The sequence below is a fragment of the Bacillus sp. MSP13 genome, assembly GCF_000815295.1.
In the GTDB taxonomy this organism is placed as follows: domain Bacteria; phylum Bacillota; class Bacilli; order Bacillales; family Bacillaceae; genus Bacillus; species Bacillus vallismortis.
Window position 1 is genome coordinate 61,141 of record NZ_JXAQ01000009.1, and the last position, 17,588, is coordinate 78,728.

Genomic DNA, 17,588 nt, shown 5'->3' on the forward strand with positions numbered 1-17,588 from the left:
GTTAACGGAGGTGCACGGACATGTCTTCAGTAGTTGTAGTAGGTACGCAATGGGGCGATGAAGGAAAAGGTAAAATTACAGATTTCCTGTCAGAAAATGCAGAAGTGATCGCCCGTTATCAAGGCGGAAATAACGCAGGGCATACAATCAAGTTTGACGGAGTCACATACAAGCTTCACTTAATCCCGTCTGGAATTTTCTATAAGGATAAAACGTGTGTGATCGGAAACGGAATGGTTGTAGATCCGAAAGCATTAGTCACAGAGCTTGCGTATCTTCATGAGCGCAACGTCAGTACAGATAACCTGAGAATCAGCAACAGAGCTCACGTCATTCTGCCGTATCACTTGAAATTGGATGAAGTGGAAGAAGAGCGAAAAGGGGCTAACAAGATCGGCACAACGAAAAAAGGAATCGGCCCTGCTTACATGGATAAAGCAGCCCGCATCGGAATTCGGATCGCGGACCTGTTAGACCGTGACGCATTTGCGGAAAAGCTTGAACGCAATCTTGAAGAAAAAAACCGCCTGCTTGAGAAAATGTACGAGACAGAAGGATTTAAAATTGAGGAAATCTTAGACGAATATTATGAGTACGGCCAGCAGATTAAAAAATATGTCTGCGATACATCTGTTGTCTTAAATGATGCGCTTGATGATGGCCGCCGTGTATTGTTTGAAGGCGCGCAAGGGGTTATGCTCGATATTGACCAAGGAACATACCCGTTTGTGACATCATCTAACCCGGTTGCCGGCGGCGTCACGATTGGTTCTGGCGTTGGCCCGACCAAAATTCAGCACGTTGTCGGTGTATCAAAAGCATATACGACTCGTGTCGGTGACGGTCCTTTCCCGACTGAGCTGAAAGATGAAATCGGCGATCAAATCCGTGAAGTCGGACGTGAGTATGGAACAACAACAGGCCGTCCGCGCCGTGTCGGCTGGTTTGACAGTGTCGTTGTCCGCCACGCCCGCCGTGTGAGCGGAATTACAGATCTTTCTCTGAACTCAATTGACGTTTTAACAGGAATTGAAACGCTGAAAATCTGTGTGGCGTACCGCTACAAAGGCGAAATCATTGAAGAATTCCCGGCAAGCCTCAAAGCGCTTGCTGAATGTGAGCCGGTATATGAAGAAATGCCGGGGTGGACTGAGGATATCACAGGTGCGAAGAGCTTGAGCGAGCTTCCGGAAAATGCGCGCCACTATCTTGAGCGTGTGTCTCAGCTGACAGGCATTCCGCTTTCTATTTTCTCTGTCGGTCCAGACCGTGCACAAACAAATGTCCTTCGCAGCGTGTACCGTGCGAACTAATAGATCATGCCCTTACAAGCCCCTAATTCTGGGGCTTGTTTTTTAGTGAAGCCCGAATCTAAGTTGGTCTGAGAAAAAAATATGAAAAAAACCAAAAAAGTTATTGCCACTTCTATTTGTTCGTGATATTATAAATCTCGTTGTTACGGAAACTGCTTCAATAGAGTACAAGATGAGAACTTGATCCGAGTCGTTTGCTCTATGGAATATCCGGCATATTGAGAGCCATTAGCTCAGTTGGTAGAGCATCTGACTTTTAATCAGAGGGTCGAAGGTTCGAGTCCTTCATGGCTCACCATTTCGTGAAGGCCCGTTGGTCAAGCGGTTAAGACACCGCCCTTTCACGGCGGTAACACGGGTTCGAATCCCGTACGGGTCATTGATTTACTTTAGCGTTATTGCTAAATTCCTTATTTGTCTGTGAGAGCTGACACGACAGCTCTCCGGGCAATTACTGTAAGGTCCGGTAGTTCAGTTGGTTAGAATGCCTGCCTGTCACGCAGGAGGTCGCGGGTTCGAGTCCCGTCCGGACCGCCATTTTACTTTACATAGTAGAGAAAAATAAAACATTTGGCTCGGTAGCTCAGTTGGTAGAGCAACGGACTGAAAATCCGTGTGTCGGCGGTTCGATTCCGTCCCGAGCCACTTACCAAACGCATCTGCAATTGTAGGTGCGTTTTTTCTTTTAGGAAAAGACAAACATGAGAAGTGTTATAATAGAAGAAAAAGGGAGAACCGGCCCTGCGGCCGGTTCAAAGAAGAAGACGTCATTGATAAAGACGCACTCCGATGAGGGGAGGTTTCAATTGAATGATCATTTTTTTTAAAAGATTTACCAGTATGACAAAAGAGAAACCATTGGCGGATAAAGGTGAAACATGTGTTTTTTTCTAAACCTTTATTTTTTTTATCTTTTCACCTTAAACCGTTATAATAGACAAGGACCTATTGTTTACAGGCCATAAGTGATGAAATGATTATGATATAGATGAAATGAAGTTATTCGGCAGGAGGAAAATCAAAATGATGGATAAAAAGATCCTTGTAGTAGATGATGAAAAACCGATTGCAGATATATTGGAATTTAACTTAAGAAAAGAAGGCTATGAAGTGCACTGCGCCCACGACGGAAATGAAGCCGTTGAAATGGTAGAAGAGCTTCAGCCTGATTTAATTCTTTTAGATATTATGCTTCCTAATAAAGACGGCGTTGAAGTGTGCCGTGAAGTCAGAAAGAAATACGATATGCCGATCATTATGCTGACGGCCAAGGATTCAGAAATTGATAAGGTCATCGGGCTTGAAATCGGTGCGGATGACTATGTGACAAAGCCATTCAGCACACGAGAGCTTCTGGCGCGTGTAAAAGCGAACTTGCGCCGACAGCTGACCACAGCGCCTGCGGAGGAAGAGCCGTCCTCTAACGAGATTCATATCGGTTCTCTCGTCATCTTCCCTGACGCGTACGTCGTATCAAAACGAGATGAAACTATCGAATTGACTCATCGTGAGTTCGAATTGCTTCATTATTTAGCAAAGCATATCGGACAAGTGATGACACGTGAACATTTGCTTCAAACCGTTTGGGGCTATGATTACTTCGGTGATGTCAGAACGGTTGACGTAACAGTCCGCCGGCTTCGTGAAAAAATTGAGGACAACCCAAGCCATCCAAATTGGATTGTCACACGCCGCGGAGTTGGTTATTACTTGAGAAACCCAGAACAGGACTAATGCCCTTATGAATAAGGTTGGTTTTTTTCGGTCGATCCAATTTAAGATTACCTTGATCTATGTGCTTTTGATCATCATTGCCATGCAAATCATTGGGGTGTATTTTGTCAATCAGGTCGAGAAATCGCTGATGAGCTCTTATGAACAGTCGCTGAATCAGCGAATCGACAACCTTTCTTACTATATCGAACAAGAATATAAAAGTGATAACGACAGTACCGTCATCAAGGATGACGTCAGCCGTATTTTGAATGATTTCACGAAAAGTGATGAAGTTCGGGAAATTAGTTTTGTAGATAAAAGCTATGAAGTGGTCGGTTCATCAAAACCGTATGGTGAGGAAGTAGCAGGGAAACAAACGACTGATCTTATATTTAAAAGGATTTTCTCTACTAAACAATCGTATTTAAGAAAGTACTATGACCCAAGAAGCAAAATTAGAGTGCTCATTTCCGCAAAGCCCGTCATGACTGAAAACCAAGAAGTGGTCGGTGCGATCTATGTTGTCGCGAGTATGGAAGAAGTTTTTAACCAAATGAAGACCATCAACACGATACTGGCGTCCGGCACTGGTTTGGCGCTCGTTTTGACGGCGCTCCTCGGTATTTTTCTGGCGCGCACCATCACCCACCCGCTTTCAGATATGAGAAAGCAGGCGATGGAGCTTGCGAAAGGGAATTTCTCGAGGAAGGTTAAAAAGTATGGGCATGATGAAATCGGGCAGCTCGCCACCACGTTTAACCACTTAACGAAAGAGCTTGAAGATGCCCAGGCGATGACAGAAGGAGAACGCAGAAAGCTAGCTTCTGTTATTGCGTATATGACAGACGGCGTTATCGCCACGAACCGTAACGGAGCGATTATTCTCTTAAACAGCCCGGCGCTTGAGCTGTTGAACGTTTCACGTGAAACAGCTTTAGAAATGCCGATTACGAGTTTGCTGGGGATTCAAGAGAATTATACGTTTGAAGATTTAGTGGAGCAGCAGGATTCTATGCTGCTTGAAATTGAGCGTGATGATCAATTAACGGTGCTTCGCGTGAATTTCTCTGTGATTCAAAGGGAACATGGCAAAATTGATGGCTTAATTGCGGTCATTTACGATGTAACCGAGCAAGAGAAAATGGATCAGGAGCGCAGAGAATTCGTGGCAAATGTATCACACGAGCTGCGGACGCCGCTTACGACAATGCGCAGTTATTTAGAAGCGTTAGCCGAAGGCGCATGGGAAAATAAAGACATTGCCCCGCGTTTCTTAATGGTGACGCAAAATGAAACGGAGCGTATGATCCGGCTTGTCAATGACTTGCTTCAGCTTTCCAAATTCGACAGCAAGGATTATCAATTTAACCGGGAATGGATTCAAATTGTCCGGTTTATGTCCCTTATTATTGACCGTTTTGAAATGACCAAAGAACAGCATGTGGAATTTATCCGTAATCTGCCGGATAGAAATCTGTATGTTGAGATTGACCAAGATAAAATTACGCAGGTGCTTGATAATATTATTTCCAACGCTTTGAAATACTCACCGGAAGGCGGACATGTGACATTCTCAATTGATGTAAATGAAGAGGAAGAGCTTCTCTATATTAGCGTCAAGGATGAAGGGATCGGTATTCCGAAAAAAGATGTCGAAAAAGTCTTTGACCGCTTCTACAGGGTGGATAAAGCAAGAACGAGAAAGCTTGGCGGGACCGGTCTCGGACTGGCGATTGCCAGGGAAATGGTTCAGGCGCATGGCGGGGATATTTGGGCGGACAGCATAGAAGGAAAAGGCACGACGATTACATTTACTCTTCCATATAAAGAGGAACAAGAGGATGATTGGGATGAAGCGTGAAAATATAAAAACGATATTACTTACGGTACTCGTCGTCATCAGCCTTGTGTTTACGTGGGGGATATGGACGTTCCAGCCAAACTTTTCCGGAGGCTCATCATCAACAGCGTCTCCTGTGCGTGAGAAGCATAAAATTGAAAAAAACACCCAAAGGCTGTCTGAAACGGTAAGGCCGAGAGACATGTTTATCCATGATAGCGGCGCTCATTATAAAGTGGACGATGATTCCCTTTATCATGAAGTCTGGTCTGACTTGCCGCATTGGGATGTAAAAGGAATCAAAGATATTTCTGATCAGTATGACAAGACAGCATTTAAGAGCTGGTTTTATGGGATAAGCGGGTATGATGCTAAACTCGACTTGCAATTCAATGACACGATTCCGATTGATATTTTCCAAACGCTGTTTAAATGGTCTAACCAGTCATTTGAATACAGTTCGTTTGACCACATTCTGATTCCGCTTCATGAAACAAAAGCGAACAAGAAAATCTATTTGGTATCTTTCAGCAAGCAGCTGATTCTGGAAGTGACCGTTGAATCGGCAAACTACCGAAACATGATGAATGACTTGAAAAACAGTCAATCAAACATGCCGGCATACAGTCTGTTCTCTATCGGTTCCAAGAAAGAGTTTCTGCTGCCGAACAAAACGCTTACGATGGATAAAAAAGAATTTGTGACAGAATCCATTAAAACAAACACCTTTAAGCAAGCGTTGTTCAGCGATCCAAGCATTGTAAGGGAAGATTCAAATTACAACAACAGAAACGTGCTGACAGATGGGATCAGCCGTTTAGATGTGAATTTAAGCCAGCGCCAGGTGCAGTTTCAACAGCGCAATTTGGTACAGAGCACATCCTATCAAACGGGAGAATTGATCAAAAAGAGCCAAAAATACCTTGAGGATACGGGAAGCTGGACAGATCATTATCAATTTTTCAATATCAATGACAGTCAGCAGCTAAGCTTTTATATCTTTATGGACCAGACGCCAGTCATTAACAGCACCTCCAAACCATTTGGAGCGACATCAGCGATTACGGTGCAGTGGGCGAACGATGAAATTCTCAGTTATAAGCGGCCGAATTTCAGTCTCGGAACAAATCCGATTAAAACGACAGAGACTGAGCTGATGAGAGGAAGTGAAGTGAAGCTGCTGCTTTCTAAACAAACCGCTTATAATACGGATAAAATTGATCAGATTTTCCTTGCGTATCAATTGGTGTCAACATCATCCAATAATGACCCTCTTGTTGAGCTGGAACCTGTTTGGGCAATGAAAATAAACGGGAAAATTGTGCCGATTACGAAGGACTTATTGAAGAAGGAGGGGGCAAACAGTGGAGTGGAATAAGACAAAATCAATCTTCATCGTTGCCTTCCTCATTTTAGATATTTTCTTAGGCTATCAGTTTTTTCAAAAATGGCAGTCTACCAGCAAAGATTATGAAGTCATTAAAAATGATGTCGAGCATGACATGAAGGCCGATCATATTACGTATGAAGGGCTGAATAAGGAAGCGACAGAAGGCTACCGAATCACAGCGAATCAAAAGGCCTTCACCAAGGACGAAATTGAGGCGCTTAAGGATCAAAAGCCATTGATGGAAATGCCTAGTGATGATCGTAAAGTAACGACCCTGAAAATGAAATTTACAAATCCGATCGCCTTGTCCAAGAAGAAAATCGAGGACGATGCCGAGGCGCTTGTTTCTTCGAAAATCCAAGACGGTGAAAAATATAAGCTTTGGAAGGTTAATAAATCGCAAAAAGAAATTATTTTCTTCCAAACATATGAGGGCCATTACATTTATCAGCAGACCGACACGTCTTCTAATATGATCGGGCAAGTGATTTTGCGTTTGAACGATAAAAACGAGGTTGTGTCATACGACCAGACGACGCTCGACACCTTTAAGCAAATCCAGAAGGAAAGCCTGATCACTGAAATGGATGCGGTTGAGTTATTGTATTACCAAAATCAATTAAAAGAGTACAGTACGATAAAGAGTGTCAAATTCGGCTACGTCGCGCAATATCCGCTGACAAGTACACAGGTGCTGGCGCCGGTATGGAGAATTACGGTTGAGTATGACAAAAAAGTGAACGGTGAGAAAAAGACCGTACAAGAGTATTTTACTGTCAATGCTTTGGAGAGCACGATTTTAGATACAGATCAATGAAAATAATGGAGTGAGACAAACATGAGCTTGCAATTTAGCGTACTTGCGAGCGGGAGTACGGGGAATGCGTTTTACCTTGAAACGGAGGATCACGCATTTTTGGTAGACGCCGGTTTGAGCGGGAAAGCCATGGATGGGCTGATGGCGCAAATTGGGCGTAAGCTGGATGATGTAGACGGCATTTTTGTGACGCATGAGCATAGTGACCATATTAAGGGCCTCGGCGTGGTCGCCAGAAAGTACAAGCTTCCGATTTATGCGAATGAGAAGACGTGGAAAGCAATGGAGAACCAGATCGGCAAAATTGATACCGACCAGAAATTTGTGTTTCCGATGGAGACGGTGAAGTCGTTCGGCGGACTTGACGTGGAGTCGTTTGGCGTCTCGCACGACGCGGCGGAGCCTATGTTTTATGTGTTCCATTATAACGGCCGAAAGCTTGCATTAATGACAGATACGGGATATGTCAGCGACCGGATGAAAGGCATCATCCGCTCAGCGAATGTGTTTGTGTTTGAAAGCAATCACGATGTCGGCATGCTGCAAATGGGAAGATACCCATGGAGCATTAAGCGGCGGATATTAAGTGATGTCGGGCACGTGTCAAATGAAGATGCTGCCTTGGCAATGACGGATGTCATTGGCGATGAGACGTCTCGCATTTATCTGGCGCATTTGAGCCAGGACAACAACATGAAGGATCTGGCGAGAATGTCTGTGCAGCAGACATTGGCTTCTAAAGGATTTGTGACGGGGGAGACATTTGATTTGTTTGACACTGATCCGAAGAAGGCTACTCCGCTTTGCGCTGTATAATTTTTATGTAAACCATGACTATTATAGGAGTTTCTTACCCACAATATAACCATATTAACGTTCTTGGAAAGGGTGGAATATGGTGGATTACGATCGTGAGGAAGACTATACTGCTCCTGAACAGCGAAAGCGAAGCAAAAAAGGATATTTCCTTTCTAGTCTGATTGGCGTGATTGTGGGTGCCGTATTAATGGCGTTTCTCATGCCGTACCTTTCAGATGAAGGGATCGATACGGGCGCCTTAGAACAGCAGCAGAACAACAATAACCGGGAATCAATCAGGACGGTGAATGTCAGTGTCAACAACGCAGTCACCAAGATTGTCAGCAATGTATCGCCCGCCGTTGTCGGTGTTGTGAACATCCAAAAATCAGATATTTGGGGAGAGAGCGGCGAGGCTGGGAGCGGCTCTGGCGTCATCTATAAGAAAAATGACAACGCTGCTTATGTCGTGACCAACCATCATGTGATCGAGGGCGCTTCCCAAATTGAAATCAGCTTGAAAGACGGTTCGCGTGTATCGGCTGAACTGATTGGCAGCGACCAGCTGATGGATCTTGCTGTGTTACGAGTGAAAAGCGATAAAATAAAAGCAGTCGCTGACTTCGGGAATTCAGACAAAGTGAAGTCAGGGGAGCCGGTTATCGCGATTGGGAACCCGTTAGGCCTTGAATTTGCGGGCTCTGTCACACAAGGTGTCATCTCGGGTACGGAGAGGGCCATCCCGGTGGATTCAAACGGTGATGGACAGCCTGACTGGAACGCAGAAGTCATGCAAACAGATGCGGCCATTAACCCTGGAAACAGCGGTGGTGCATTGTTAAATATGGACGGAAAAGTCATTGGCATCAATTCAATGAAAATAGCGGAGTCGGCGGTTGAAGGAATTGGCCTGTCCATTCCGTCTAAGCTTGTGATCCCGGTGATAGAGGATCTGGAGAAATACGGCGAAGTTAAACGTCCGTTCCTTGGCATCGAGATGAAATCGCTAAGCGACATTGCAAGCTATCATTGGGATGAAACATTAAAGCTTCCTAAGGATGTCACCAATGGCGCGGTAGTGATGGGTGTAGATGCCTTTTCACCAGCTGGAAAAGCAGGGCTTAAAGAACTGGATGTCATCACGGAATTTGACGGCCAAAAAGTAAATGATGTTGTTGATCTGCGCAAACGCCTTTACCAGAAAAAAGTTGGTGACCGCGTCAAAGTAACATTTTATCGCGGCGCTAAAGAACAATCCGTTGATATTAAGCTCTCCTCCGCAGATCAGCTAGGAAGGTAATCAAAGCAGTCTGGCACAATGGCCAGACTGCTTTTTTATGCAAAAAAACTGAACGAGGGCCAGGCCCGTTCAGTTGAAAAGAATATATACTAGATGGGTGTTACACGTGAAACAACAGCATTGAAAGTGAGAGTTTGTTCGGGTGGTTGCTGGGTGTGAGGCGGCTTATTTGTGTTCATGTGTGATGTTTGACGACTCGTCCGCCATTGCTGTTGACATTGTGAACTTTGCGCATATGTGCCATCTTGCCTGCGCTGGAACAGGCTGTTACTCGGCAGGCGGGTGAGAAAATTTCTTCAGCCGGTATTGGAGGCTTTGTCTGCTTATGCCAAGCTCCTGAGCGGCCTGCGAGATGTTATGGCCATATTTTCTTAACACATTTTCAATCACATATTTTTCGAAGCTCTCCAATTTTTCTTTTAAGTCCGCGGCCGGCTGGTGTCTTGGTATTTCCGGTTCTGGGCTGTCAGCCGGCTTGATTTTCATGCGGTATTGATAGGGCAGATGGGAAGCTGTAATGGTTTGCTCGTCTGTCATGAAGTTCATTGCGCCTTCAATCATATGCTCTAACTCACGAATGTTTCCCGGCCAGTCGTAGGATAAGAAAAATTGCTTCACGTCTTCACTGATATGTTCCACATTCATTTGGAACAAGTGGTTGTTTTTCTGAATAAACTCGGATGCGAGAGGCAAAATATCCTCTTTTCGTTCCCGAAGCGGCGGGATAATGAGCGTCACAACGCTCAGCCTGTAATACAAGTCCTTTCGCATTCGTTCGCCCGCAATCGCATCAATGGGGTCTTCATTCATCGTCGCAATAATACGCACGTCAATCGGCGTATCCTTAGTGGAACCGATACGCCTGATTTTCCGTTCTTGAAGGGCGCGCAGCAGCTTTGCCTGAAGGCTGAGATTCAGTGAGTTGATCTCATCTAGCAGAAGCGTGCCGCCATGGGCTTGTTCGAACAGGCCGGGCTGGTCCACAGCGCCGGTAAACGCGCCTTTTTTCGTTCCGAACAAAATGCTTTCCACAAGACTGTCTGGCAGCGCCGCGCAGTTTTGTGAAATAAACGGGCCGCCTGAACGGTCGCTGCCATTGTGGATGCTTTGTGCGAACAGCTCTTTTCCTGTTCCGGTTTCTCCTGCGAGAAGAACCGATGAAGATGTGCGCGTAGCCCGTTTCGCGTTTTCGATGACGTCTTGAATGGCTGGGCTGGTGCCGAGAATGCTGTCAAATGTATAGGTTGTGCTGCCTTTTTTGTTCATATTCTCCCTGATCAGCCGTTCAAGCTTTGTCACATCCTTGGCAATTTCGACTGCGCCCCTGATTTTGCCGTCTTGGACGATGGGATAGGTATGATTGATTGTCGTGATTTCCTGGCCTTTATTATTGAAGTAGCTCTGCTTCACATTTTTAATCGTTTTGCCTTCCTGAAGAGCCTGTACCAGGGTGCTGTCCTGCTGCTTAGAGAACATGAACACATCCATCAGGTTTTTATTCAGGACGTCATGCTTCTCCATATCTTCAATCTGCATCATTTTATTGTTATAAACGATCGTGTTTCCGTGCTCGTCCACCACGTGCAGGCCAACATCAATTTCATCCAGTATGCTCTGAAAAACCAATGTGAGGAATTCGCTGTCCTTGACCAATGTATAAACCTCCCTCAATTATTTTCTTAATATTTCTTCTATTTTATAAAAGAATGCAGAGGATATGCAAAAGAATTTTGCACTTGCTGAATTTTTCAATTGAAAAAACAGAAAATTTTTGCACCTTGTCCTCGAAAATTGTAGAAAACACACGAAATCTTGATTTGGCACAGAACTTGCATTTATATAAAGGGAAAGCAGGATATCATGTTGAAACAGAAAATAAGGGGGAATTCTAATATGCCATCTAAATCCAAAGACATTATTGATCAGACGTCTCATTACGGAGCCAATAATTATCATCCGCTCCCAATTGTCATTTCTAAAGCGCTGGGTGCTTGGGTAAAGGACCCGGAGGGCAATGAATATATGGATATGCTGAGTGCCTATTCTGCGGTAAACCAGGGGCACAGGCACCCGAAAATCATTCAGGCATTGAAGGATCAGGCTGATAAAATCACCCTCACGTCACGCGCGTTTCACAACGATCAGCTGGGACCGTTTTACGAGAAAACAGCTAAGCTGACGGGCAAAGAAATGATCCTGCCAATGAATACAGGAGCTGAAGCGGTTGAATCCGCGGTGAAAGCGGCGAGACGCTGGGCATACGAAGTGAAAGGCGTGGCAGACAATCAAGCGGAAATCATCGCGTGTGTCGGGAACTTCCACGGGCGGACGATGCTGGCGGTCTCTCTGTCTTCTGAAGACGAATACAAAAGAGGATTCGGCCCGATGCTTCCGGGAATCAAATTAATCCCATACGGCGATGCGGAAGCGCTTCGTCAGGCCATTACGCCGAATACTGCGGCATTCTTGTTTGAACCGATTCAAGGTGAAGCGGGTATCGTGATTCCGCCTGAAGGGTTTTTGCAGGAAGCAGCGGCGATTTGTAAGGAAGAGAATGTCCTGTTTATTGCCGATGAGATTCAGACGGGTCTTGGGCGTACAGGTAAGACATTCGCCTGTGACTGGGACGGCATTGTTCCGGATATGTATATCTTGGGCAAAGCGCTTGGCGGCGGTGTGTTCCCGATTTCATGCATTGCGGCGGACCGCGAGATTTTGGGCGTATTTAACCCGGGTTCACACGGATCGACATTTGGCGGAAACCCGCTTGCCTGTGCGGTGTCTATCGCCTCATTGGAAGTGATGGAGGATGAAAAGCTCGCGGAACGTTCTCTTGAGCTTGGCGAATACTTTAAAAGAGAGCTTGAGAGCATTGACAATCCTGTCATTAAAGAAGTCCGCGGCAGAGGGCTGTTTATCGGTGTGGAATTAACGGAAGCCGCCCGTCCGTATTGTGAGCGTTTGAAGGAAGAAGGGCTTTTATGCAAGGAAACGCATGATACAGTCATTCGTTTTGCACCGCCATTAATCATTTCGAAAAAGGATTTGGATTGGGCGATAGAGAAAATTAAGCACGTGCTTCAAAACGCATAACGCCGCACCATGGCGGGATATTCACCTCGTTTGTATAAATTTACAACAGAAAAATTAGCACTCCCTATTTGCTCAGCTACAGTATTTTAGTATAATGTATCTTTATGAGAAGAAGTGAATTTTATATTAAATAGATAAAAACTCTTTGGACAGCAAACTGGGATATGCACCGTGTAGTTGTTCCAGCTTAGATCCAATACAAGTTGCTGAAGGGGTGCAGAATGTGAATACAAACCAAGATAACGGAAATCAGCTCCAGCGGACAATGAAATCACGCCACTTGTTCATGATTTCATTGGGCGGAGTGATCGGAACCGGTTTCTTCCTTGGAACCGGATTTACCATTAACCAGGCGGGACCGCTCGGCGCGGTTCTGTCCTATTTAGTGGGCGGCTTTATCATGTTTTTGACAATGCTTTGCTTAGGGGAGCTGGCAGTCGCCTTTCCTGTGTCGGGGTCCTTCCAGACCTACGCGACGAAATTCATCAGCCCGGCTTTCGGGTTTGCGTTCGGCTGGCTGTACTGGCTCGGCTGGGCGGTTACATGCGCTATTGAATTCTTATCAGCGGGACAGCTGATGCTTCGCTGGTTTCCGCACGTAGACGTGTGGATATGGTGTCTGGTATTCGCGGCACTGATGTTTATCCTAAATGCGATAACAGCAAAAGCCTTTGCCGAATCGGAATTCTGGTTCTCAGGCATTAAAATTTTGATTATCCTTTTATTTATTATTCTCGGCGGAGCCGCCATGTTTGACCTGATCGATTTGAAGGGCGGAGAGCAGGCGCCGTTTTTCACACATTTTTATGAAGACGGGTTATTCCCGAACGGTATTAAGGCAATATTGATAACGATGATTACCGTGAACTTCGCGTTCCAGGGAACTGAGCTGATCGGGGTTGCAGCAGGAGAAAGTGAAGACCCTGAAAAAACGATTCCGCGGTCTATCAAACAGACAGTATGGAGAACGCTTGTCTTCTTTGTTCTTTCCATTATTGTCATTGCCGGCATGATACCGTGGGAACAGGCGGGTGTTGTGAAAAGTCCGTTTGTTGCGGTATTTGAACAAATCGGAATTCCGTATGCAGCTGATATCATGAACTTTGTTATTTTAATCGCGCTGTTATCTGTTGCGAATTCAGGTTTATACGCATCGACACGTATCCTGTACGCGATGGCGAATGAAGGACAGGCCTTCAAAGCGCTGGGCAAAACAAACAAACGAGGTGTGCCGCTGAATGCGTTAATCGCAACGATGGCTGTGGCCTGCCTATCGCTTCTATCGAAAGTGGCGGCGGCTGAAACCGTGTATATGGTGCTTCTATCTTTGGCAGGCATGAGCGCCCAGGTCGGCTGGATCACGATTACGCTTTCTCAAATCATGTTCAGACGCAAATATATCCGCGAGGGCGGCAAGAAGGAAGATTTGAAATTCAAAACGCCGCTTTATCCGGTGCTTCCGCTAATCGGCCTGACATTAAATACGGTCGTTCTCATCAGCCTTGCGTTTGATCCGGAGCAGCGTATCGCGCTGTATTGCGGCATACCGTTTATGATCATTTGCTACATCGTTTATCATGTCGTCATTAAAAAACGCCAGCAGGCAAATCATCAGCTAGAGCTTTAAACACATTGTCCGCAAGTCATCTTTGTTATAACCCGCATAGGACATTATCTTATATGTTGAGGTGGAATCACAGATGGATAGAACGATTTCGGTTATTGGAATGCCAATGGATTTAGGACAAGCACGACGCGGAGTGGACATGGGCCCGAGTGCCATCCGGTACGCCCATCTGATTGAGAGGCTGTCAGACATGGGGTATACGGTTGAAGATCTCGGTGACATTCCGATCAACCGCGAAAAGATCAACAATGACGAGGAATTAAAGAACCTGAATTCCGTTTTGGCGGGAAATGAAAAACTCGCGCAAAAGGTCAACAAAGTCATCGAAGAGAAAAAATTCCCGCTTGTCCTGGGCGGCGACCATAGTATGGCGATCGGCACGCTCGCAGGCACAGCGAAGCATTACGATCATCTCGGCGTCATCTGGTATGACGCGCACGGCGACTTGAATACGCTTGAAACGTCACCATCAGGCAATATTCACGGCATGCCGCTTGCCGTCAGCCTCGGCATCGGCCACGAGTCACTGGTGAACCTTGAAGGCTACGCGCCTAAAATCAAACCGGAAAACGTCGTCATCATCGGCGCCCGGTCACTTGATGAAGGGGAGCGCAAGTATATTAGGGAAAGCGGCATGAAGGTGTACACGATGCACGAAATCGACCGTCTCGGCATGACAAAGGTGATCGAAGAAACCCTTGATTATTTATCAGCATGTGACGGCGTCCATCTCAGCCTTGATCTGGACGGGCTTGATCCGAACGACGCACCGGGTGTCGGAACCCCCGTCATCGGCGGCATCAGCTACCGTGAGAGTCATTTGGCGATGGAAATGCTGTATGACGCAGGCATTATCACTTCAGCTGAATTCGTCGAGGTCAACCCGATTCTTGATCATGAAAACAAGACTGGCCAAACAGCAGTAGAACTCGTAGAATCTCTGCTAGGGAAGAAGCTGCTGTAGACATGAGAAAACCCCCGCATTCCCGCGGGGGTTTTTGATTTATCCAATCATTTTCTCAGCGACTTTCATCTCCTGTGAATGGGTTTGGTGGTCTGCAATAAACCATCCTGATAAAATCACCGCTGCGACGCCTACACCAATCAGACATTTTTTCATTTATATAACCTCCGTTCGTTTAATGAGTTCTTCAATTTGCAATGCCTCATAAAAAAAGTGGGCAGCTTCTTTATAAAGCTCATGCTCCTTATACTTTTCGCCAGCCAAAATGGAAAGTTCTCTTACACTGTCATACTCTTTCTCGGACACCAATTCATCCATATGTTGTTTGCATAAGTGAAACGTTTCCGCATGACCTCCTTCTGCATAAATGGCATATAAAATATCTATTTTTGCCTCACATATTCTATTCGGCTCGACAGCCAATTTTTCCTTCACATCTTGGTAATAAGATAAAGCCTGTTCTTTCTTTTGACTCTTAAACAGTTCTCGTATCAGTAGATAGACAGAATGATAGTAATAGGCGGAGCGGGCATATTCTTCGTGTTGCAGGGCCTCTTCTAATTTGGAGACCGCTTCTTCTGATTTGCCGCTTTGCGCATGAAGAAGTCCGAAGTTATGCAAAAGCTGGGCTTCAAAAAAATGATCCTCTAATTCTCTCGTGATCCGGATCGCTTCGTCCAAGTATGTTTCAGCTTCTTCAAACTGGTTCATCTCGGTGCAATTGCCTGACATCGTGATCAGCGCCGAGGCGAGTTTCTTTTTATAATCGGTCTCTTCCCTAAATGTTTTGACCGCTTGCCGTGTATGATTGAGGGACACAATATTTTGACCCAGTTTGTAATAGAGCTTACCGACCTTCAGGTGAAACTCGGCTTTTTCAATCGGATCGGGAATGTTGCCAAGATACTGCTCGGCCTCTTTATAAAGCCCAATGGCGATATCGTAATTATTTTTATAGGCTTCGTACATGCCTTCAAACAGAAAAAAGTAATATTTCAGCATGTCTGACGTAGCATTCATATGAGAAGGCTCCTCATGCTGGAAGCCCTGTCCTCTCGCTTCGTGAAGCAATACCTTGTGGCGCAGTTCCAATAAGGAGAAGTAGGCAAGCACCTCCTGATCCTCTTCCATGTCATCCAATAAAGGCTTCACTTCTTCAAACAAACGGGCGGACTCTTCCACTTCATGTTTCTTGATTGCAAGGTACCAATCGTTGAGCATATTAGCGATTTCTGCAGGTGCAATTTTATTCATGTGAAACTCCCTTCTCTCGTGACTTATCAATCTCAGTTGCTTATTCTGATAGTAACACCTCTTTCTATTTTATGTAAAATCCTCTAGTCAATAAATAAAGGAGAGATGATATGACAATGATGCTGACTCCCATGCAGACAGGAGAATTTCGGTCTTATCTCACGTACACGACCAAGCATTACGCGGAAGAGAAGGTTAAGGCGGGAACATGGCAGCCTGAAGACGCACAGCTTTTGTCTAGGCAGGCCTTTTCCAATCTGCTTCCGAAAGGGCTGGAAACCCCCGATCATCATTTGTGGAGCCTCACGCTGAATGAAAAGGAAATCGTTGGCTGGCTCTGGATTCATGCTGAACCGGAGCACCCGCAGCAGGAAGCGTTTATTTACGATTTCGGGTTATATGAACCATACCGGGGCAAGGGCTATGCAAAGCAAGCATTGGCGGCGTTAGATCAAACAGCACGCAGCATGGGAATCCGGAAGCTGTCCCTTCATGTCTTTGCCCACAATCAGGCGGCGCGGAAGCTATATGAACGGACCGGATTTCAAGAAACGGACGTGATGATGAGCAAGAAGCTGTAAGAAAAGGGCCTTTATCCGGCCTTTTTTTATGGACAGCCTACTGTAAATGATTTCTAAACATTCTGTAAATAACCTAGTTCCTTTCCTTATGTTCCTAATATAATATGGGTGAAGGAAATCACCTTCCTTACATTCACAAGAAAAGAGGAGATGTAATTGAAGTTCAAGACAAGGATGTCAATATTTATGGTAGCGCTTGCAATGTGCGGCGGATTGTTTGTTTCTCCCGCCAAAGCCGTAAAAACCACAAACTATGCAGAAGAAATCGCCGCACTGCAGCCAGGCACGACGCCGGAAGAAATCATGAAGTCCGCCAGCCAGATTGCCAAACAGCAGCACGTCAAGCAAGACGTCATTCTGAAACAGTTCTATGAGGAAATCACAGCTGATAAGGCAGAAGGCGACAGGCTCGCCAAGGAAAGCGGCATGTCTGTCATGGGCGGCTCGTCCGGCACGAAAAAACTTCCGACAAGCGCGAAAGGGAATATCTACTACACCAACTCCTACACAGCCTACTACAATCACGGCCACGTCGGCATGTATTCAGCCGCTGACAAAATTGTTGAATCTGTCCCGAGCGACGGCGTTAGGCAGATCGCTTACAATGCCAGAGACGTGGAAGACAACTCCATCGTACAGACAGTCAATGTCACTTCTTCACAGAAAACATCCGCTGCCGACTGGGCGGTATCTAGAGTCGGTGACCCATACTCATTTAACTTCGTCAATAACAGAAATACCGGCCATGACGGCGCCAAAAACTGCTCAAAGCTCCTATGGTCCGCCTTTTTGCTGAAAGCAGGCATTGATATAGACGGCAACGGAGGCTTAGGCGTATATCCGCGCGACATCACTGACTCTTCCTATACGTCGACCATCATGACCATTTACTAAG

Annotated in this window: 15 protein-coding genes and 4 tRNA genes; 16 read left to right on the top strand and 3 right to left on the bottom strand. The window is 45.7% G+C overall.

Annotated elements, in window-relative coordinates; all coding sequences use genetic code 11:
- Positions 1-20 precede the first annotated feature (20 nt).
- The 11 genes from purA to SC79_RS10125 all read left to right on the top strand — a co-directional run bounded on the left by purA (position 21) and on the right by SC79_RS10125 (position 9,174).
- On the top strand, positions 21-1,313 hold the full coding sequence (gene purA, locus SC79_RS10075; RefSeq protein ID WP_039074910.1) for an adenylosuccinate synthase: 1,293 nt from the start codon (positions 21-23) through the stop codon (positions 1,311-1,313).
- 222 nt (positions 1,314-1,535) lie between these two features.
- A tRNA-Lys gene (locus SC79_RS10080) sits at positions 1,536-1,611 on the top strand.
- A 9-nt stretch (positions 1,612-1,620) separates the two neighbouring features.
- Positions 1,621-1,692 (top strand) — tRNA-Glu (locus SC79_RS10085).
- Positions 1,693-1,773: 81 nt separating this feature from the next.
- A tRNA-Asp gene (locus SC79_RS10090) sits at positions 1,774-1,850 on the top strand.
- A gap of 35 nt (positions 1,851-1,885) precedes the next feature.
- Positions 1,886-1,958 (top strand) — tRNA-Phe (locus tag SC79_RS10095).
- Between the two features lie 381 nt (positions 1,959-2,339).
- Positions 2,340-3,047, top strand: coding sequence for a cell wall metabolism DNA-binding response regulator WalR (gene walR, locus SC79_RS10100; protein ID WP_003244363.1), 708 nt, complete (start codon positions 2,340-2,342; stop codon positions 3,045-3,047).
- A 7-nt stretch (positions 3,048-3,054) separates the two neighbouring features.
- Positions 3,055-4,890, top strand: coding sequence for a cell wall metabolism sensor histidine kinase WalK (gene walK, locus SC79_RS10105; RefSeq protein ID WP_039074911.1), 1,836 nt, complete (start codon positions 3,055-3,057; stop codon positions 4,888-4,890).
- A complete protein-coding gene (gene yycH, locus SC79_RS10110; protein ID WP_039075003.1) occupies positions 4,880-6,247 on the top strand; it encodes a two-component system activity regulator YycH in 1,368 nt (455 codons plus the stop codon). Before walK ends, yycH begins: the two co-directional genes overlap by 11 nt.
- On the top strand, positions 6,234-7,076 hold the full coding sequence (locus tag SC79_RS10115; protein WP_039074912.1) for a two-component system regulatory protein YycI: 843 nt from the start codon (positions 6,234-6,236) through the stop codon (positions 7,074-7,076). The genes yycH and SC79_RS10115 overlap by 14 nt, the downstream gene beginning before the upstream one ends.
- A 21-nt stretch (positions 7,077-7,097) precedes the next feature.
- Complete coding sequence (locus SC79_RS10120; protein WP_039074913.1) at positions 7,098-7,892, top strand: MBL fold metallo-hydrolase; 795 nt, start codon at positions 7,098-7,100, stop codon at positions 7,890-7,892.
- A gap of 79 nt (positions 7,893-7,971) precedes the next feature.
- Positions 7,972-9,174: a S1C family serine protease gene (locus tag SC79_RS10125; RefSeq protein ID WP_039074914.1), complete on the top strand. Its 1,203-nt coding sequence runs from the start codon at positions 7,972-7,974 to the stop codon at positions 9,172-9,174.
- A gap of 267 nt (positions 9,175-9,441) precedes the next feature.
- On the opposite strand, the gene rocR is transcribed toward SC79_RS10125, so the two are convergent.
- Positions 9,442-10,827, bottom strand: a complete 1,386-nt coding sequence (gene rocR / locus SC79_RS10130) for an arginine utilization regulatory protein RocR (protein ID WP_039074915.1) — start codon at positions 10,825-10,827, stop codon at positions 9,442-9,444.
- A 240-nt stretch (positions 10,828-11,067) separates the two neighbouring features.
- Between rocR and rocD the strand changes: the two genes are divergently transcribed.
- The 3 genes from rocD (at position 11,068) to rocF (ending at position 14,858) form a co-directional block, all read left to right on the top strand.
- Positions 11,068-12,267, top strand: coding sequence for an ornithine aminotransferase (rocD, locus tag SC79_RS10135; protein WP_039074916.1), 1,200 nt, complete (start codon positions 11,068-11,070; stop codon positions 12,265-12,267).
- Between the two features lie 223 nt (positions 12,268-12,490).
- A complete protein-coding gene (locus SC79_RS10140; protein WP_039074917.1) occupies positions 12,491-13,894 on the top strand; it encodes an amino acid permease in 1,404 nt (467 codons plus the stop codon).
- Positions 13,895-13,967: 73 nt separating this feature from the next.
- Positions 13,968-14,858, top strand: a complete 891-nt coding sequence (gene rocF / locus SC79_RS10145) for an arginase (RefSeq protein ID WP_039074918.1) — start codon at positions 13,968-13,970, stop codon at positions 14,856-14,858.
- A gap of 39 nt (positions 14,859-14,897) precedes the next feature.
- Here rocF and SC79_RS10150 read toward each other — a convergent pair whose 3' ends face one another.
- Together SC79_RS10150 and rapG are read right to left on the bottom strand one after the other, a co-directional pair.
- Complete coding sequence (locus SC79_RS10150; protein ID WP_039074919.1) at positions 14,898-15,014, bottom strand: Phr family secreted Rap phosphatase inhibitor; 117 nt, start codon at positions 15,012-15,014, stop codon at positions 14,898-14,900.
- Positions 15,015-16,112 (bottom strand): response regulator aspartate phosphatase RapG, encoded by a 1,098-nt coding sequence (gene rapG / locus SC79_RS10155; RefSeq protein WP_039074920.1) that lies wholly within the window; start codon positions 16,110-16,112, stop codon positions 15,015-15,017.
- A 110-nt stretch (positions 16,113-16,222) separates the two neighbouring features.
- On the opposite strand from rapG, the gene SC79_RS10160 reads away from it, so the two are divergent.
- On the top strand, positions 16,223-16,693 hold the full coding sequence (locus SC79_RS10160; protein ID WP_039074921.1) for a GNAT family N-acetyltransferase: 471 nt from the start codon (positions 16,223-16,225) through the stop codon (positions 16,691-16,693).
- A 156-nt stretch (positions 16,694-16,849) separates the two neighbouring features.
- A complete protein-coding gene (locus tag SC79_RS10165) occupies positions 16,850-17,587 on the top strand; it encodes a YiiX/YebB-like N1pC/P60 family cysteine hydrolase (RefSeq protein ID WP_039074922.1) in 738 nt (245 codons plus the stop codon).
- Position 17,588: the final 1 nt, after the last annotated feature.